The organism is Achromobacter animicus, assembly GCF_040775605.1.
Lineage (GTDB): Bacteria > Pseudomonadota > Gammaproteobacteria > Burkholderiales > Burkholderiaceae_B > Achromobacter > Achromobacter animicus.
Window position 1 is genome coordinate 5,144,328 of the sequence record NZ_JAYGJK010000001.1, and the last position, 17,493, is coordinate 5,161,820.

Annotated in this window: 15 protein-coding genes and 2 pseudogenes; 8 read left to right on the forward strand and 9 right to left on the reverse strand. The window is 60.5% G+C overall.

The window, feature by feature from the left end; all coding sequences use genetic code 11:
* Nucleotides 1-10: 10 nt before the first annotated feature.
* The gene (locus AB3147_RS23555) at nt 11-1,465 is read right to left on the reverse strand and encodes an MFS transporter (protein WP_367353129.1); all 1,455 of its coding nucleotides are present in this window, start codon (nt 1,463-1,465) and stop codon (nt 11-13) included.
* Between the two features lie 148 nt (nt 1,466-1,613).
* Here AB3147_RS23555 and AB3147_RS23560 point away from each other — a divergent pair, with 148 nt between their 5' ends.
* Nucleotides 1,614-2,483 carry a LysR family transcriptional regulator gene (locus AB3147_RS23560; RefSeq protein WP_175137549.1) on the forward strand — a complete coding sequence of 290 codons (870 nt, stop codon included), beginning with the start codon at nt 1,614-1,616 and terminating at the stop codon, nt 2,481-2,483.
* Nucleotides 2,484-2,690: 207 nt separating this feature from the next.
* Here the strand turns inward: AB3147_RS23560 and AB3147_RS23565 are convergent.
* The 4 genes and pseudogenes from AB3147_RS23565 to AB3147_RS23580 form a co-directional block, all read right to left on the reverse strand.
* Nucleotides 2,691-2,981: pseudogene (locus tag AB3147_RS23565) on the reverse strand (methyl-accepting chemotaxis protein); the annotation flags it as partial.
* A 246-nt stretch (nt 2,982-3,227) separates the two neighbouring features.
* Nucleotides 3,228-3,830: a VOC family protein gene (locus AB3147_RS23570; protein WP_218342928.1), complete on the reverse strand. Its 603-nt coding sequence runs from the start codon at nt 3,828-3,830 to the stop codon at nt 3,228-3,230.
* A gap of 54 nt (nt 3,831-3,884) precedes the next feature.
* Nucleotides 3,885-4,745, reverse strand: coding sequence for a fumarylacetoacetate hydrolase family protein (locus AB3147_RS23575; protein ID WP_218342927.1), 861 nt, complete (start codon nt 4,743-4,745; stop codon nt 3,885-3,887).
* Between the two features lie 16 nt (nt 4,746-4,761).
* Nucleotides 4,762-5,184: a nuclear transport factor 2 family protein gene (locus tag AB3147_RS23580; RefSeq protein WP_367353130.1), complete on the reverse strand. Its 423-nt coding sequence runs from the start codon at nt 5,182-5,184 to the stop codon at nt 4,762-4,764.
* 114 nt (nt 5,185-5,298) lie between these two features.
* On the opposite strand from AB3147_RS23580, the gene AB3147_RS23585 reads away from it, so the two are divergent.
* Together AB3147_RS23585 and AB3147_RS23590 are read left to right on the forward strand one after the other, a co-directional pair.
* Nucleotides 5,299-6,111, forward strand: coding sequence for an IclR family transcriptional regulator (locus AB3147_RS23585; protein ID WP_218342925.1), 813 nt, complete (start codon nt 5,299-5,301; stop codon nt 6,109-6,111).
* Nucleotides 6,112-6,320: 209 nt separating this feature from the next.
* On the forward strand, nt 6,321-7,304 hold the full coding sequence (locus AB3147_RS23590) for a Bug family tripartite tricarboxylate transporter substrate binding protein (protein ID WP_218342924.1): 984 nt from the start codon (nt 6,321-6,323) through the stop codon (nt 7,302-7,304).
* Between the two features lie 1,252 nt (nt 7,305-8,556).
* On the opposite strand, the gene AB3147_RS23595 is transcribed toward AB3147_RS23590, so the two are convergent.
* Together AB3147_RS23595 and AB3147_RS23600 are read right to left on the reverse strand one after the other, a co-directional pair.
* Nucleotides 8,557-9,420 carry a class I SAM-dependent methyltransferase gene (locus AB3147_RS23595; RefSeq protein ID WP_218343294.1) on the reverse strand — a complete coding sequence of 288 codons (864 nt, stop codon included), beginning with the start codon at nt 9,418-9,420 and terminating at the stop codon, nt 8,557-8,559.
* Between the two features lie 95 nt (nt 9,421-9,515).
* Nucleotides 9,516-10,409, reverse strand: a complete 894-nt coding sequence (locus tag AB3147_RS23600; RefSeq protein ID WP_367353131.1) for an NAD(P)/FAD-dependent oxidoreductase — start codon at nt 10,407-10,409, stop codon at nt 9,516-9,518.
* A gap of 180 nt (nt 10,410-10,589) precedes the next feature.
* Between AB3147_RS23600 and AB3147_RS23605 the strand changes: the two genes are divergently transcribed.
* Nucleotides 10,590-11,231, forward strand: a complete 642-nt coding sequence (locus tag AB3147_RS23605) for a TetR/AcrR family transcriptional regulator (RefSeq protein WP_367353132.1) — start codon at nt 10,590-10,592, stop codon at nt 11,229-11,231.
* A gap of 324 nt (nt 11,232-11,555) precedes the next feature.
* Here AB3147_RS23605 and AB3147_RS23610 read toward each other — a convergent pair whose 3' ends face one another.
* Nucleotides 11,556-11,699 (reverse strand): hypothetical protein, encoded by a 144-nt coding sequence (locus AB3147_RS23610; protein WP_218342921.1) that lies wholly within the window; start codon nt 11,697-11,699, stop codon nt 11,556-11,558.
* Nucleotides 11,700-11,993: 294 nt separating this feature from the next.
* On the opposite strand from AB3147_RS23610, the gene groES reads away from it, so the two are divergent.
* From groES to AB3147_RS23625, 3 genes and pseudogenes are all read left to right on the forward strand, one after another.
* Entirely contained in the window at nt 11,994-12,281 is a 288-nt protein-coding gene (groES, locus tag AB3147_RS23615; protein WP_006221616.1) for a co-chaperone GroES, read from the forward strand.
* Between the two features lie 39 nt (nt 12,282-12,320).
* Nucleotides 12,321-13,961 carry a chaperonin GroEL gene (gene groL / locus AB3147_RS23620; protein WP_218342920.1) on the forward strand — a complete coding sequence of 547 codons (1,641 nt, stop codon included), beginning with the start codon at nt 12,321-12,323 and terminating at the stop codon, nt 13,959-13,961.
* Nucleotides 13,962-14,203: 242 nt separating this feature from the next.
* Nucleotides 14,204-15,097 (forward strand): annotated as a pseudogene (locus tag AB3147_RS23625) (YihY/virulence factor BrkB family protein); the annotation flags it as partial.
* Nucleotides 15,098-15,388: 291 nt separating this feature from the next.
* Here AB3147_RS23625 and AB3147_RS23630 read toward each other — a convergent pair.
* Nucleotides 15,389-15,874 carry a MarR family winged helix-turn-helix transcriptional regulator gene (locus tag AB3147_RS23630; protein ID WP_367353133.1) on the reverse strand — a complete coding sequence of 162 codons (486 nt, stop codon included), beginning with the start codon at nt 15,872-15,874 and terminating at the stop codon, nt 15,389-15,391.
* A 153-nt stretch (nt 15,875-16,027) separates the two neighbouring features.
* On the opposite strand from AB3147_RS23630, the gene AB3147_RS23635 reads away from it, so the two are divergent.
* Nucleotides 16,028-17,485, forward strand: coding sequence for a 2-hydroxymuconic semialdehyde dehydrogenase (locus AB3147_RS23635; protein WP_367353134.1), 1,458 nt, complete (start codon nt 16,028-16,030; stop codon nt 17,483-17,485).
* Nucleotides 17,486-17,493: the final 8 nt, after the last annotated feature.

Consider the following 17,493-nt stretch of genomic DNA (forward strand, 5'->3'; position numbering starts at 1 on the left):
TCTCGATCTTTCATATCTCTTGGCGTTTCCAACTTAATGCGGCGGCCAGCGCCAGTGATGCGGCTATCGCCAATGAGGCCACCGCAAATCCAAGCTGCACGTCCTGAGCGCTTGCCCCATCAGGTGCGATCGCGATGAATAGACCGCCGACCAAGGCGACGCTTACTGCAGCGCTGATCTGCAATGTGGCGTTTACCAAGCCCGAGGCCAACCCGGCCCAACGTGTTTCCACATGGTCCACGTTCAAGCGCACCAACGCAGGAAGGGCGATGCCTTGCCCGGCGCCAATCAAAAACAAGGGCAACCCCAGCCAGGACGGCGCACTGGCCAACGCCAACACTGCGACCATGACGAGACCGAGCACCTCCAGAACCATGCCGAACCCGGCGGTGCGTGAGCCCACTTGCCGAGCGATGTGCGGGCTGCACAGTGGACCAAGAAAAAACCCGACGCCAAGCGGCAGGATGGCCAGGCCGGCTGTCATCGCGTCGTGGCCCAGGCCGGCGTGTTCGTACACGGCGAACACCAGGAAGAACGCGGCTAGCGCATAGAAAAGGAACGTTGATGCCAAACTGCGTCGTAACCCGCGCACGGCCAGAAGCGATGGCAGGACCAGTGGGGTTCTGCCAGCGCGCTCCTCTGCCTGTTCGTACTTCCAGAAGAGACATAGCAACGGCATGCTCACCGCCAGCGGCACGATGCACCACCAGGGCCAATGATGTTGCTGCCCTTCGATAAGCGGAACCACGAGCGCCAGCAAGCCTATCGCCAGCAGCACCGCGCCGGGCACGTCCAGGCGTGGCGAATGTTCGTCACGAGTTTCTCGCAGCAACCTCATTGCAGCTGGAATGGCAACGATGATGATGGGAAGGTTGATCAAAAAGACGCTGCGCCACCCCAGTCCCCACGGACTCGTCGAAACCAGCGCTCCGCCAAGCAATTGCCCCCCCACCGAGGCGAAGCCGAAAGTCGCACCGTATCGGCTCAGCGCGCGATTCTTTTCGCTTGCCGGAAAGATGGCATGTATCGATGCCAATGATTGCGGCGCCATGATCGCGGCAGATATCCCTTGCAGCAGCCGGCCGGCGACAAGCATGCCCGGGGACGGCGCCAGGCCGCACAACGCGGACGCCACGCCAAAGCCGAGCATGCCCGCGATAAACACGCGCTTGCGGCCATAAAGATCCCCCAGACGACCTCCCAGGATCAGCGTGACGGCATAGGCGGCGGCATACACCGAGATCACCAACTGCGAGACGTCGGAAGAAGCTTGCAGGTCGGTCCGTATGGCGGGCAGCGCCCCGTTGACGATGAAGAAGTCCAAAGGCGGCAGGAGCGTGCCAGTCAACAGCACGGCCAAGGCGAGCCAGCGACGGGGATCAGCGGCGGCTTTCCCAGCCGCGCGTTCGGATGACGCCAGCGCTGCTTCGAGCGCGCCTGCAACGTGGCGGGGTTCAATATTCATAGCTTGAGGCTCCAAATCAGATGTGCCTGAGCGTGAGCGCAACGGTTCGCCAGGACATTTCATGGAACGCATGATCCTCTGAACAATGTTGTTCGGACACTGACATCCATGTATATTTTCCGTACATTTTTGTACGCAATGGATTGGCATGGATTGGAATGACGTTCGCATCTTTCTAGCGGTTGCTCGCAGCGGATCCTTCGGCGGCGCGGCCCGGACACTGAACGTCAGTCATCCGACAGTGGGTCGCCGCATCAAGGTGCTTGAGGAGAAAGCCAAGCAGGCACTCTTTCGAAGAACAAAGGATGGCCTGGTGCTCACGGATGCCGGTGACAACGTGCGGGCGCTGGCGGAGTCCATGGAAGATTCCGCGCTATCCATGGAAAGGCGTCTGACCGGCAACGACCAGCGCCTGGAAGGCATCCTGCGAATCTCTTCCGCGGAATGGTTCGCCGGCTATGTCCTGGCGCCCGTCCTGGTCGAGTTGACCCACCGCCATCCCGCTGTCGTGCCGGAAGTGATTGCCAGCCATCGCTTACTCGATCTCTCACGGCGGGAGGCCGACGTGGCCTTTCGCATCGTGCCTTTCACCGAACCGGATATTGTCCAGCGCCGTCTGATGCGCATGTCATATGGCGTCTATGCGTCGGCGGCAACCGCCCAGGCCTTGCAGGATGATCCCGCATCAGTGGGCGTCATTCTGATGAACACCGCCCAGTCGCATTTCCCCGATGTGGCTTGGGTGCTGGAGAGGTTTCCGCGCTGCCGGCGCGCGTTCACAAGCACGAATCGTTCGGTGCAGGCGCAGATGTGTTTGAGGGGTGTGGGCATCGCGGTGCTGCCACGGCCGCTAGGCGATGCAGTTCCCGGATTGCAGCGCCTGCATACGCCGGATGAACCACCCACGCGGGATATATGGGTCGGCTACCACCAGGACCTGCGGCACATGGATCGCTTGCGGGTGATGCTGGATATCGCCGACATGATGCTGTCGAACACCAGCATTCCAGCGCCTTGAGCGAAGGCTCGCAGATCCAGCCGCGGGGGATGGCAATCCAGCGCCGACTCCGGAACCCGCGAAGCTCTAACCATGACGCTTTCGCAGCATCTGGAGCGCGTCATGCAGATGCCGGACATCCATGAGAAGTTTGCAGGCGCCTTTCTGGACGCGATGCCTACCGGACCGGCCGCCTTCGCCAAACGCTACGAAGCGGTGAATCCCACGTCAGTCGCAGGTTGTCCAAACTTCGACACCGGCCGCGCCGCCAGGGCGCGAATCGCCCCCCCGAGGCGAATCCGACCGCCCCGCCCCCATGCCATCGACGGCGGAAGCGGCCCGCTCACCCGCAGCGCCAAGCTTGAAGACCGCCACGGTGCGCACCAACGCGGACGCCTGATCGGCCAGGCTGTTTGCAGCGGCGGCCATCTCTTCGACGAGCGCTGCGTTCTGTTGCGTCACTTCGTCCATCTGCATGACCGCTTGTCCCACCTGGCCGACGCCCGTGCTCTGCTCTGCACAGCGAATGGGCCTCCGCGAAAGCGTAGCCACGTGTACGAGAGTCCTGAGCCAACCTGCAGAGGTTGCCGTATTCGAGCTGCGGGTATCGAATTGCTCTGTAGGACTATCTTCGGATCAGCTCGTCACGTTCAGCATCCGCACTAAACGAAGGCAATGCCAAGGCCCCGGCGCCATAGCCAAGAGGTCGGCGAGATTCGACAGTCACCATCTCGCTGCGGCTTCCACACCACACACTTGTTGACGTCAGCGAATTCTGACCGTTTCGTCAAACTGGCGCGCACCGATTTCGGGTCGCTTCTTCAACTTGTCTTCAGGCTCGCCAGCACGTAGACGACGCAATAGCTCTGCCGGATCGAAGTCCACGCCGATTGGATTGTGAGCGAACTCGGGAGAGTGGAAAAACGCCGTCTCCTCTTCGACGGTATCGAAGTTGTCGACCTGCAATTCAGTCTGATTGCCGTCTGGATCGACGTAATACATGGAGGTGGTCGGCCCGTGGTTGGTGCACCAAACCGGATCAATGCCAATACCGTGAAGGCTTTCATACACCGACAAGAGCTCATTCAGACCGCGGTATGTGAACGCGATGTGATGCACGCCTGCCGCCGCCGGAATCTGCTGGGCCAGGTCCGGCACATTCAATACTGCGATGCGATGATGCTCCTCGTCGTAAGTAAGGAACGTCAAAACCTCATTGGCAAAGGTCACGTGAGCACCAAGGAGGAGGGTGTAAAAGCGAACCATTGCCTCATATCGTGATGTGCGAAATACGATGTGGGCGAGCTTCGTTGGCGCCGTCACTCGCAACTGGTCATTGCTTTCGGCCAATACGGTGGTTTTTCCCATGATGCCTCACTTGGACTCTAGCGACCCATTTCAAAAGAAGTTCAACTTCACGTTTCAGATCCGTGGTTCGGCGACCACGGTATTTTCGATAATTCCTATTTCATCGATCTCAACGCGGACCGCATCGCCAACCTTGAGCCATTTCGGAGGCTTGTACCCAAGCCCCACGCCCGCTGGGGTGCCCGTAAAGACCACGTCACCCGGCTCCAACGTCATGACTTGGGACAGCAGCGCAATCTGGTCATAGCAGTTGAAGATCATCTCACGGGTATTAGATGCTTGCCTTTGCTCCCCATTTACGAAGCACCGAATTCCCAGGTCGTGCGGATTTTCGATCTCGTCCTTGGTTACGATCCAAGGTCCAAACGGCGCGTGGCCATCAAACGACTTGCCTAGCAATACTTGGCTTGTGCGCAGCTGCCAATCGCGCACACTGAAGTCGTTTCCAGCGCAATAGCCGAAGATCACCTCAGGCGCCCGTTCGCGCGGCACATGACGGCATCGCTGCCCGATCACGAAAACCAACTCAGCTTCATAGTCGAGTTCGTTGGACACAATCGGCAATTGGACATCATCTTGCGGCCCATTGACGGCCGATGCAGGCATGGAGAACCAGATCTGGCTTTCGGGGAACGGCAGCCCACTCTCCACCACGTGATCAGCATAGTTCAGCCCCGTGCCCAGCAACTTTCCAGGCCGAGGAATGGGAGCTACCAGACGCACATCCTGGAGTCCGAAGTCGGGCTGTCGATGCTGGACGACCTGTTTGACGATCTCGGAAACGCCCGACGACCATCCGGCAATCAATGCATTCATGTCCTGAGGGATGTCAGCAACGCCGCTGAGGTCAATGATCGCATCACCCACAACGACGCCTATTCGGTGCCCCCCATGGTCAAACGTTACGAGCTTCATTGCTTTGATCTCCGGCTCATGGCTGAAAGACCATATGGACGTTACGCTCTGCGATCCACCACCCGTCCACAACCTCTATGTATTTATCGTGGTACTCAGCCACGATCGGCGCCGGTGTCGCTGGAACATCCCTGCCCGCAGTCTCTCCTGCACCTTTGTAGCAAACAACATAAAAGCGCCCGGATGCCTCTCCCTCGCCGCCTAATTCGACCTGAAAGTTGGTGCAGAAATGCCGAGTCTCAAGCTCGACGGGACGATTGCGTAGAAATTCCCCAATCTCGGCGGCCCCATGCAACGAGTGTGTGGGGGTATTGAAAGCCCCTTGTGGCGTGAACAATTGCACGACACGATCGTAATCTCTGGCGTCAACGGCGTTTGCGAAATCGACCGATAGCCTGATACAGGCCGCCTCCACTGCAGCGAAGTCTTTCGGAGACATGCGGAAACTCCTAAGGGGCCGCCTGACGCGCAAGCAGCTAAAATTGGCGTACTTTTGCCGAGCAAGTGAACAACTATAGCGGCGGCAAAGAACAACGGTTAAGCAGAGGTCCACATGGTGAAACTTCTCGAAGATTCGACCGAATCGTCACGCACCGGAGCCCAGAGCCTCAGCCGCGCCCTTGGTTTGTTGAAGCTCGTGTCCACGTTCAATTTGACGGGGGCACGGCTCTCCGACATCGTCAGCCTGAGCGGCTTGGCGAAACCGACCGTTCATCGACTCCTTTCCGAGTTGCTCGCATCCGGTTTGTTGATGCGAGATGACCAGAAGCTTTATCGCCTGGGAAATTTTGCGCACGAACTCGGCGTGATTGCCTCTTCGCAGTTCAAGATACGCGATGTCTGTCAATGCCTGCTGGCGGAGTTGGCTGGTGAAACAGGAGCGACAGCCTACCTCAAGGTTCGCAGCGGCCAGGACGTGTTTTGTCTCGACATTGCTTCAAGAAACGATAAAGCATGGTCGTCACGTGGTAGTCGCGTTGCGCTAGGGGTCGGCGCGTGCGGCATGGCCATCCTGAGCTTCTTGCCCGAACAAGAGCGGCTTATAGCAATGCAGGGGTCGACCTCGCAGCCAGGCATGTCCGCACCTCTGCATTTGGAAAAATTGTTATTCGATGTTGAACAAACGCGGCATAACGGCTACTCGTTTTCGGAGGGAGATGTTGTACCAGGCGTGACTGCGGCCGCGATACCAATCTTCGATCCGGTAGGCACCCCCGTTGTGGCGGTGAGCCTCGCAATGCCAAGCGTCAGTTGGACGGACGGAACACGAAAAAAAGCCATAGGCTCTCTGCTTAGCACTGCCGCAAAGATGCGTCGCGACTTGGTGAACGCCCAAGCTTTAGTGCAACCAAGGCTTCAACAATAGGCAGGATTTCTCGCAACAGGAGATTCTGCATACCGCTTCGCCGGTAGATTTTCGAATCGCCTAGAAGGAACGTTCACAGAATTCGACGAAAGGTCCACGATGTGGATCACTGCCATTGGCTCCGCAATCCTCGCTGCCGATCATGAAGGGCAAGGCCATTGTGCCGATAACAAAAACCCATGCTGCTATCGTCGGCTGGAGGAGACACCGTGAATCGAACACTACAGACCTGCGCTCGGCAGCTCGCTATCGCCGCTTCTCTAACTCTTGCTTTTGCGGTAACTCCCGCCACGGCTGCGTGGCCGGAAAAGCCCGTCAGAATCGTGCACGCATACCCCGGCGCGCCGCTGGACGCTGCGACCCGATATCTCGCTGAAAAACTCGCGGCCATCTGGAGGCAACCGGTCTTGGTGGAAACGCGACCCGGCGCCAGTGAGATCATCGCTGGCAGGACCGTCGCCACCGCATCGCCCGACGGTTACACCCTCTTCGTCGGCGCGGATTCGAACTTCAGCAGCAATCAGTATCTGTTCAAAGACCTCCCCTTTGACCCAGAGCGCGACTTGGCGCCGGTCACCGAACTGTTCGAGCTCCCTTTTTGCCTGATCGTTCCAGGCAACTTTCCGGCGAATACCGTCGCAGAGTACGCGACGCTTATGAAAGCGGAAGGAGAAAAACATCAATACGCCTCCACAGGGATTGGAGGCCCGAATCACCTCAGCATGGAAAGCCTTAACAAGACGTTGGGGATCTCCGTAATGATGGTGCCTTACAAGGTTGGGCCTGAAATTGTCCAGGATCTGATCAGTGGCCGGGTGAGCTCATTGGTGGCTGGCGTATTCACCGCCGCCCCATTCGTACCTAACGGGAAGTTGAAAGTTTTGGCAGTGAGTGGCGATCGGCGCCAGAAGGCCATACCCAATACGCCTACCTTTGCTGAAGCGGGATATCCGGACATGCGCATCGGAAGTTATGTAGGATTAGCAGCTCCGCGCGGCACGCCCGAATCGGTGCTGAATCGGATCGCAGCAGATGTAAAGACAGTCTTGAGCACTCCGGAGTATGTGGAGAAGGTCGGTGACCCGTTCGGCTACGCGCCAATCGGGTCGACGCCACAGCAATTCGCCGCATTTCTGCAGGAGCGGCGAGCTGAAGCACAGAAGCAGATCGAAATGTTGGGGCTACGGAAGTAAGGCACTACCGCAGCCCAGCGCCTGGACCCGATTGCTCGGGCGCTTGAGTCCAAAAGTGACTTTTTTATGCCACGATTGACGTCGGTGGTGAGCAAACGGAGCACCATTCCGAGGCCCCTGTCTCGGCTGCCCTATTTCAACTACTTAGGTGGAAGAACCCTCCACGGCTAGTGTTGAACATTGGCGAGGAAACGAGACCGTACATCGCGTGCCCTACTGCCGCTCTTCTACTTTGTCCTGGGGCACGGGTAGCGGATCAGTATGGCCGGGGCCTGCCGCGTCGGCGGCGACATCAATGAAGTCGCTCACGTGGTACGGATCCCAGTAGTGCGGTTCCATGTAGAACGGTAGGCAGAGCCCGCACCAAACAGTAGCGCAAGGCAAGATGATCAGGGTCTCGGCGGGCCATCCCCTTCATGAGTAGATCGACGCGGTTCGGCCTGCCAACCAGATACCAATCTGCCAGTGCCTTTGACTCCTCGAAACGGAAGCGAGGCCCGACTAGCATCGCTTCCTCAATCCGCCACATTGTCAGGCGTTGCGGGGAAGGCCCTTCCTTTTCGGTCATGCCGCTGACTTGGCGCATCAAGCCTGAGAGCCGCTTGACACGGCACTCAGGCTCAGCGGCGTTCGCAAGGACGGGATGTCCCGCCAGATTGCGGACCGTGGATCTTCTTCGGGAGGCAGCGCGTAGCCAAGGCATTGTTCGGGAACTTTCGCCAGCAACTGTTTCCCCCGCTCCACGTACCCTACCCCAGCCAATGCGATGGACAGATTCGCCAACCCGTCGATTTGTTCACTCGGCGGGCCTTCTTTAAGCTCCGTCACGAGGGAGTTGAGCCGGTCGACGGCCCCGCAACTGTCTCCGTCAAGCCGTTTTGTGGTCAGGCCTCGTGCAGCTCGCATCCGACGAAGCTTCGATCCGAAGGTCTCATAGACATGACGCGAAAAGTGCAGGGTCGGGATGTTTGAGCTCTGACCCAACAAATCCGCATTTCGCAATACGTCTTATTTTTCAAAAGCCTCGCCAGCGTCGAGCCATCCCACGGTAGCTTCTGCTACCGCGAACCTCAGCCCTCGCGGTCATCGCTCGGGCAACCGTCAGAACTGGCCGCTTACGGCCATCAAGAGCCACTGTTCTTCTCGCCCTCTATGGCCGATCAGCGCCACATTCGGGCCGTTCGGAGCTCAAGGTGGTCCCTCCCCGAGACACGAGGAATTGCCAGTTCTGACACACCGGTTTACGTCACCCTCAACTTATCGGATTGCGTGCCGTCACGATCCACGCCGCCCCGTTAATAGTCACCGACCGCTCGCCGGCGAGCCCGGCAAAGGCGGCACGAACTGCCGCTGAGGCGCGCGCGCGGATTTCATCGGACTGGTCAGAGAGTGCGCGCGACAATGGACCGACCTCAAGTGTCATCTTCACCGCGTCGTCGATCGCTGCGTCCCGCGTCCCGCCTTCACCGAACGGGACGGCAGAGTCGAAGGGGGCAATCGCAATAGCCGAGAAGCCGGCTGCTATCAAAACTTGCGCCACGCGCGCCCGGTCGCCGAACGAAAATGGGCCCGGCGCATCAGAATTGGGCAGCGCGCTCATCGGGACGATACCCTTGAGCGCAGCCATCGGCAGGCGCACCCAATCGTTCTCCGCCGCGGCACGCCAGCAGACGAAAGCGACTCTTCCACCAGGCCGGAGCGCGCGTCGCATGTGGGTGAACGCCGCTATTGGATCGTCGAAGAACATTACTCCGAAACGCGAGAATAGAATGTCGAAGGCGCCCCTGGGCAGCTCTGCGCTGCTGGCGTCGGCCACCTGAAAGAGGGCCGGCGTATCTGGTTGCGCGAGCGCGCGCGCTCGCGCAACCAGCGGTTCGGATATATCCACGCCCAGCACTCGGCCCCCTGCGCCGACACGGGCTGCGAGAGCCAGGCTCGACGCGCCCGCGCCGCAGCCGATATCCAGCGCGCGCTCACCCTTCACGGGCGCGGCGGCTTCTATGGCGGCCTGGCCGAACACCGCCACCATAGCGTCGAGCCGGGCTTGGTTGGCGACCCAACGCTCCCCGCTTTCACCACTCCAATCACCGACCTGATCGGCCCTTTGCTCTGCCATGTCATCTCCTTGGATCGACGATATGTCCTTGATCGCGCCCATCTACGACAACCTTTTGGAGGCGGCGACGCAACGGAAGAAAGGGATCAGCGCTCTCATAGAACCATCGACTGCTGCGCGAAGATTCCCGCCATCGCGCCTTGCCAGGATGCCGTGGTGACTGAATGCATGGTGGGGTTGGCAAGGTCGCCCGCGGCGTAGATGCCGGGCGTGCTGGTCTGGCGGCGCTCGTCGACCTTCAGGGCGATGCCTTGGGACGTCTCAACCGTGACTAGGCCCAGCGATTCATGCAAGCGTGCAGAGGGCTTGTTGCGCGGATGGGCAAACACGATGTCGACTGCAACAGCAGGGCCTGCATCCAGCTTGACGGTGACGTTATGGCTTTCGTGATGGTTCAGTTCGGTGATCAGGCCATCAACGACGTGGACGCGGCGGCGTGCTAGATCATCCCGGACGTCGGGCGAGATGTCGTGACCATGAGCGAAGACCGTCAGCGTTTCAGTCCAGTCGTGGTAGAGCCTGACGTAGTTGTGCGACGGCGGGCCGGACCAGATAAGGCCCCAATGCCGCCCTGCGACCTCGAAGCCGTCGCAATAGGGGCATGGAACGATGGACGTGCCCCAGCCCTCGGCGAAGCCCGGAACACCAAGCATCTGGTCAGCCACCCCATAGCTCAAAATCACGCGGCGCGCGCCAAGGCGCTCGCCATCGCCAGTCAGGACGGAGAAATCGTCCAAGGCGCCGGAAACGCTTTCAGCTTTTGCATTGATGATCCTGACTGAGGGGTACCGCGCGAGCTGCTCCCTCGCCTCCGTCAGGATGTCCTGCGGTGGCCTGTGGTCGTGACCGAGCAGTCCATGGGAATGGTCGGCAAAGCGATTACGCTGCAGGCCGGTGTCGAGAACGATGACCTTTCGGCGGGCACGTCCGAGTTGAAGCGCCGCGGCAAGGCCGGCAAAGCTGCCGCCGATGATGATGACGTCATTCATGGTATTGGGATCCGTGTTCTATATCGAAGGGATTGGGACTGCGCTTGGCGGTGAGCCGTGCATGCGCGAGGCGCCGGAAGGCGCCGCTACGGTTGAAGCCTATTCACCGGCGCGCACATTTCGGATACCATGAGGTATCCTAAATCTCTAATTACGATACTGTCAAGTACTGGAATACACGTGGCGGAGAAAAAAACGCAGGGGCGGCGTGGCCGCCCCGCCAACGAGGCGCTGGGCCAAGCAATAGTGGACGCGGCCAGCCAGCTATTCGTGGAACTGGGTTTTCAGGCGACGACCATGGACAAGGTCGCTCAGCGCGCGAAGATATCCAAGCTCAGCATCTATCGCCATTTCGAGAACAAGGAGGCGCTATTCAGCGCGGCCATCGCGGCGCACTGCCACCAGTTTGCGCCTCAGGCACTTATCGATGGCGTCGAGGGCTCAGCCGAAGATCAGCTCATCACGGTGGGATCATTCCTGCTTCGCACGCTGTTGAGCCCGGACGTTCGCAGTGTTGAAGCCATGATCATGGCTGACAAGACGAATCAAAAGTCGTTAAGCAAGCTCTATTTCGAAGCCGGCGCAGCCTATGTCATTGCCGAGATTGAGAATCTGTTGAGTCAGTTGCACGCCAGCGCGGCTCTGAACGTGCCGGATCCTCGCAGGTCCGCCCGCTTGTTTGCCGCGCTCATCAAAGGTTCTGACCTGCTGACAATCGCTCGCTTCGATGAAGCCAAGGCAGAAGACGACCACGAAATTGAATCCTATTGCCGATCGGCTGTGGCCATGTTCATCGCCGCACATGGCGGATTACCGACGTGACCGAGTTCAACGCCTGTAGTGAAAAGTTGTACTCGTCGCCGGCGATGAATTCGAACAACGGCGAGATCGTGCCTTTGGAGCTTCTAGCTGAATGGCGACTCGGGGTTGTGCATACAAACGGTCAGACGATAGCGCCGCCAGTGCCCGAGGGTAGGTGTACCAAGTGGAGGGCCGTCAATCTCCGACCATCGAATGGCTTAATTGGAAGGCGTATCCAGGCATACCTTCCCGGTCATCGTCACTGGCACGTGAGCCATCCGCCGTATTGCTCGATCTATCCTCTTCGGCCTCAAAGACACGTACTTGCGAAGACCGGGTGCCAGCTCAGGCAGTTCCGCCCATTCCGCTGGCACTCATCTTCGACATCTTCAATGAACTTTTTTGTTCAATTTCCAAGTTGATCGAATCGTTATCGGCATTTTCCCAGCTTCCATGAACCAAAAGTCCATTCGAAAGCTCGTCAGGCACGAAGTGCTCGGCGAGCCACTTTTGGCCTGAAATTGGCCCTCCTCGCTCGCAGCCTGCACGCCGCCTCAGTCTACACACGAGTTACACGGCAACTTCAGTGAACCAAATCTCAAGTCGAAGGAACTTCGACATGAAATTCGACAGCTGCACATTTCCGCCCCAAATATGTAACAGCGCCCCGCCCCCCCTTGAACCTCAGAACATCATCCCTATAATTAGCACTCGACTCCGGTGAGTGCTAACACCTCCCGGGCAAACCGACCACCCCTTTCATTTAGTTAACAGGAGTTCCTCATGGCCTTGCGTCCCCTGGGCGATCGCGTGATCGTCAAACGCCTCGAAAACGAGCGCAAGACTGCCTCGGGCATCGTCATCCCCGACAGCGCCGCTGAAAAGCCCGACCAGGGTGAAGTCGTGGCCGTCGGCCCCGGCAAGAAGACCGAAGACGGCAAGATCCTGCCGGTCGACCTGAAGGCTGGTGACAAGGTTCTGTTCGGCAAGTACGCCGGCCAGTCCGTGAAGGTTGATGGCGAAGAACTGCTCGTCATCCGCGAGGACGAAATCCTCGCCGTGGTTCAGTAAATCTCCCGCCTCAAACGAATTTTCGAAGGAAGCTAAGAAATGGCTGCCAAGCAAGTATTGTTCGGTGATGACGCTCGCGTGCGCATCGTCCGTGGCGTGAACGTTCTCGCCAACGCTGTCAAGACCACCCTGGGCCCCAAGGGTCGCAACGTCGTGCTGGAGCGCTCGTTCGGCGCCCCGACCGTGACCAAAGACGGCGTGTCCGTCGCCAAGGAAATCGAACTGAAGGACAAGTTCGAAAACATCGGCGCCCAACTCGTCAAGGACGTCGCGTCCAAGACCTCCGACAACGCCGGTGACGGCACCACGACCGCCACCGTGCTGGCCCAGGCCATCGTTCAGGAAGGCCTGAAGTACGTCGCCGCCGGTTTCAACCCGATCGACCTGAAGCGCGGCATCGACAAGGCTGTCGCCGCCGCCGTCGCCGAACTGCAAAAGCAATCCAAGCCGGTCACGACCAGCAAGGAAATCGCCCAAGTCGGTTCCATCTCGGCCAACAGCGACACCTCCATCGGCCAGATCATCGCTGACGCGATGGACAAGGTCGGCAAGGAAGGCGTCATCACCGTCGAAGACGGCAAGTCGCTGGAAAACGAGCTGGACGTCGTCGAAGGCATGCAATTCGACCGCGGCTACCTGTCGCCCTACTTCATCAACAACCCGGACAAGCAAGTTGCCGTCCTGGAAGACCCGTATGTCCTGATCTTCGACAAGAAGATCAGCAACATCCGCGACCTGCTGCCCGTGCTGGAACAAGTTGCCAAGTCGAGCCGTCCCCTGCTGATCATCGCGGAAGACGTCGAAGGCGAAGCGCTGGCCACCCTGGTTGTGAACAACATCCGTGGCATCCTGAAGACCACCGCCGTCAAGGCGCCTGGCTTTGGCGACCGCCGCAAGGCCATGCTGGAAGACATCGCCATCCTGACGGGCGGCACGGTGATCTCCGAAGAAACCGGCATGTCGCTGGAAAAGGCCACGCTGGCTGAACTGGGCCAAGCCAAGCGCATCGAAGTGGGCAAGGAAAACACCACGGTCATCGACGGCGCTGGCGACAGCAAGTCCATCGAAGCCCGCGTCAAGCAAGTGCGCGTGCAGATCGAAGAAGCCACGTCCGACTACGACCGTGAAAAGCTGCAAGAACGCGTGGCCAAGCTGGCCGGCGGTGTTGCCGTGATTCGCGTTGGCGCTGCCACCGAAGTCGAAATGAAGGAAAAGAAGGCTCGCGTCGAAGACGCCCTGCACGCCACCCGCGCTGCAGTGGAAGAAGGCGTTGTGGCTGGTGGCGGCGTTGCGCTGCTGCGTGCCAAGCAAGCCATCGCTGACCTGAAGGGCGACACGCCTGACCAGAACGCCGGCATCAAGCTGATCCTGCGTGCTGTGGAAGAACCCCTGCGCACCATCGTCACGAACGCCGGCGAAGAAGCCAGCGTCGTGGTCAGCAACGTGCTGAACGGCAAGGGCAACTACGGCTACAACGCCGCGACCGGCGAGTACACCGACCTGGTCGAGCAAGGCGTGCTGGATCCCACCAAGGTGACCCGCACCGCCCTGCAAAACGCTGCCTCCGTCGCCAGCCTGCTGCTGACGGCCGAAGCCGCCGTTGTTGAACTGGCTGAAGACAAGCCCGCTGCTCCGGCCATGCCCGGCGGCATGGGCGGCATGGGCGGCATGGACTTCTAAGTCCCGCTGTTCTTGCAAGGCCTCCCCGGCTTCGGCCGGGGAATGCAGTATCCGAAAAACCCCCGGTCCTTCGCCCCGGGGGTTTTTCTTTTTTGCGCACCGAAATGGCGCTCGATACTTTGCGTGTTGTTTCAGTAGCGGCAAATATCCCGGCGTTTGAAAACGTTTGCCAACAATCTGACCGTATCTGGGGCTTGTACGCGTCCCTACAATGAAGGCTCGCCCTACCGAGACATTGCGCCATGCGACTGCCCAGAACCGTTCTGCAAGTACTGCGACCCTCACAGATCGGCGGTTTGCTGATGGACTCAGCCAAGCAATGGTCCAGCCATCGCGCGTCCAGCAAGGGCGCCGCACTGGCGCTGTACATGGTGTTTTCGCTGGCCCCGATGCTGCTGCTGGTGATTGCGGTGGCGGGCGCTTTCTTTGGCGAAGAAGCCGTGCGTTCCGAACTGTTTGCGCAGTTGCGCGACCTGATCGGCGAGCGCGGCGCCGAGGTGATCCAGACGGTACTTGCCAGTGCGCACGAATCCGGCAGCGGCTGGATCGCGGCCATGGTGTCGATCGGCGTGCTGATCTTCAGCGCCACCACCGCCTTCGCGGAATTGCAGGCCAGCCTGGATGAGTTGTGGGAAGTGCAAGCCAACCAGAAGAGCGGCATTAAAGGCCTGGTGCGAAGCCGCCTGCTGTCGTTCGGTCTGGTGCTGGTGCTGGCGCTGTTCTTGCTGGTGTCGTTGACCGTGAACGCCGCGCTTGCTGCTGCGCGCGGCATCTATGGCTCGCTCTGGGCCAATTCGACATTCTCGATCGTGGCGGAGTGGGCGTCAAACCTGTTTTCTTTTTCGGTCGTGGCGGCGCTGTTTGCCGTGATCTTCAAGCTGCTGCCCAGCGCCAGGATTTCGTGGCCGGACGTCATCCCGGGCGCCGTCGTGACGGCCGCCCTGTTCCTCTTGGGCAAGTGGGGCATCGGGCTGTACTTGAGCCGGGGCGCTGCGGTATCCGCATACGGCGCGGCGGGTTCGCTGATCGCGCTGCTGCTGTGGATCTGGTATTCCGCGCAGATCTTCTTCTTTGGCGCCGTGTTCACGCGCCAGTTTGCGTTGCGATTTGGGAAGGTGGAACGGCCGCGGCAGGCAGCCGCGCAGATGCCGCCGCGCACGTCGTCGCCGACGCCTGCACCGGCAAGCGCACACCCGGTCCCTCCAGCGTCTTCGCACATGACTCCGCAGACGCATACTCAAACGCCCGCGTCGACATATCCACAGGCGCCTTCGCAAGCGTCTTCGCAAATGCCTCCGCAGGCGCATCCTCAAGCGCCTGCGCCGACCTATCCACAAGCGCCCTCGCAAGCGTCTTCTCAAACGCCCCCGCCTGCGCCAGTTCCCAAAAGCGAGAGCTGACTCGCCGCGATACCTGCGGCGTCCGCATCAAGGCGCGGGCGCGGTTTCCAAACCTGCCATCAGACGCAAACACTGCAGGAACACCGGCCGCAATTCCTCCGGGATTGGCGCCAGCACCTGCGCCTCCACCTCCGCGTCTCGGGGCAGGACACGCGCGAGCAGCGCCGCCCCTTCCGCCGTGATCTCCAGCGCATAAGCGCGTCCATCTTCCGCCGACCGCGTCCGGCGCACGTACCCCTTCTTCGTCATCCGCGCGATCATTTCCGCAAAGGAATTCCGATCCAGCGCGATCAGTTCGGCGATGCGGTTCTGAGTAGCGCCGGGATTCTGATAGACCGTGACCAGCAACGCCTTCTGGCGCGGGGTCAGGTCCTCGTCCGGAAACGCCTGCGTGAAAAGCGCCTCGGCCCGGAAATGCGCACGGCGCAGCAAGTGCGACGCCACATGCGTCAGGTCGAATTCCTTCAGGGTCCGGGCGGAAGCCGGTCGGGCGGATCGGGAAGCGGCGGTCATCTGGCGTCCATGGAATGTGCCTGGCGATTGTAGGCGCAGCCGTTCTCGCAAATGCGCATTGACTTGGATCCGCCCACTGCCTAATATCCGCCAATATAGTACGTATACGTATTTATATGAACCACCCCATCTGACTCCAACGGGAACACGCCGATGCCGACTCGCCAACTGCGCAACTACCTGGACGGCCGCTTCGAAAACGGCGCGTCCACCTTCGACAAACACAGTCCGGTAGACGGGCAACTGATCGCGCAGGTGCATGAAGCCAGCCGCGACCAGGTCGACCGCGCCGTCATCGCGGCGCGGCGCGCCTTGCCCGCCTGGGCGGCGCTCCCCGTGGCGGCGCGCACCGACTACCTGCTAGCGCTGGCAGACGGCATCGAGCGCCGGTTCGACGACTTCCTGCAAGCCGAGATCGGCGACACCGGCAAGCCCATCGGCTGGGCCGGCAAGATCGACATCCCGCGCGGCGCGGCCAATTTCCGCACCTTTGCGGAACTGGCGCGCACGCTGGACATGGAAAGCTATATGACCGACACGCCCGACGGCCGCCAGGCGTTGAACTACGCCTACCGCAAGCCGCTCGGCGTGGTCGGCGTGATTTCGCCCTGGAACCTGCCGCTGCTGCTGCTAACCTGGAAAGTCGCGCCCGCGCTGGCGTTCGGCAACACCGTCATCATGAAGCCGTCCGAAGTCACGCCGTCCACCGCCACCCTGCTCGCCGAAGTCGCGCACGACGCCGGCCTGCCGCCCGGCGTCCTGAACCTGACGCATGGCTTTGGCCCGAACTCGGCCGGCGAGTTCATGACCACGCATCCCGACATCGACGGCATCACCTTCACCGGCGAATCCTCCACCGGCGCCGCCATCATGCGCGCCGTGGCGCCCGGCGTGAAACCCGTGTCGTTTGAGCTCGGCGGCAAGAACGCCGCGCTGGTCTTCGCCGACGCCGACTTCGACGCGGCCGTTGACGGCGTCACGCGCTCGGTCTTTGCCAACTGCGGCCAGGTCTGCCTGTGCACCGAGCGTGTCTACATCGAGCGTCCGATCTACGACCGCTTCGTCGCCGCGCTCGCGGACCGCGCGCGCGCCATGCGCATCGGCTGGCCGCTGGACCCAGACACCGAAATGGGACCGCTCGTCTCGCGCGAGCATCGCGAAAAAGTGCTGTCCTACTTCGCCCTCGCCCGCGAGGAAGGCGCAACGGTCGTCACCGGCGGCGGCGTGCCCGTCTTCGGCGACGCCCGCGATGAAGGCGCCTACGTGCAACCCACCATCTGGACCGGCCTGTCCGAAGACGCCCGCTGCATCAAGGAAGAAGTCTTCGGCCCCGTCTGCCACATCGCCCCCTTCGACACCGAGGACGAAGCCATCCGCCTGGCCAACGACACCCGCTACGGCCTGGCCGCCGCCGTCTGGACCCAGAACCTCACGCGCGGCCACCGTGTCGCGCAAGCCATGAACGTCGGCCTTGCATGGGTGAACTGCTGGTTCCTGCGTGACCTGCGCACACCGTTCGGCGGCAGCGGCCTGTCCGGCATCGGCCGTGAAGGCGGACGCCACTCGCTGCACTTCTACACCGAACCCACCAACGTCTGCATCAAGCTCTGACACCTCAT

Coding starts and splice junctions, on each gene's coding strand:
- groES (WP_006221616.1), top strand. CDS start 11,994: ATGGCCTTGCGTCCCCTGGGCGATCGCGTGATCGTCAAACGCCTCGAA.
- AB3147_RS23570 (WP_218342928.1), bottom strand. CDS start 3,830: ATGGGAAAAACCACCGTATTGGCCGAAAGCAATGACCAGTTGCGAGTG.
- AB3147_RS23560 (WP_175137549.1), top strand. CDS start 1,614: ATGGATTGGAATGACGTTCGCATCTTTCTAGCGGTTGCTCGCAGCGGA.
- AB3147_RS23585 (WP_218342925.1), top strand. CDS start 5,299: ATGGTGAAACTTCTCGAAGATTCGACCGAATCGTCACGCACCGGAGCC.
- AB3147_RS23580 (WP_367353130.1), bottom strand. CDS start 5,184: ATGTCTCCGAAAGACTTCGCTGCAGTGGAGGCGGCCTGTATCAGGCTA.
- AB3147_RS23555 (WP_367353129.1), bottom strand. CDS start 1,465: ATGAATATTGAACCCCGCCACGTTGCAGGCGCGCTCGAAGCAGCGCTG.
- AB3147_RS23630 (WP_367353133.1), bottom strand. CDS start 15,874: ATGACCGCCGCTTCCCGATCCGCCCGACCGGCTTCCGCCCGGACCCTG.
- AB3147_RS23575 (WP_218342927.1), bottom strand. CDS start 4,745: ATGAAGCTCGTAACGTTTGACCATGGGGGGCACCGAATAGGCGTCGTT.
- AB3147_RS23595 (WP_218343294.1), bottom strand. CDS start 9,420: ATGGCAGAGCAAAGGGCCGATCAGGTCGGTGATTGGAGTGGTGAAAGC.
- AB3147_RS23635 (WP_367353134.1), top strand. CDS start 16,028: ATGCCGACTCGCCAACTGCGCAACTACCTGGACGGCCGCTTCGAAAAC.
- groL (WP_218342920.1), top strand. CDS start 12,321: ATGGCTGCCAAGCAAGTATTGTTCGGTGATGACGCTCGCGTGCGCATC.
- AB3147_RS23600 (WP_367353131.1), bottom strand. CDS start 10,409: ATGAATGACGTCATCATCATCGGCGGCAGCTTTGCCGGCCTTGCCGCG.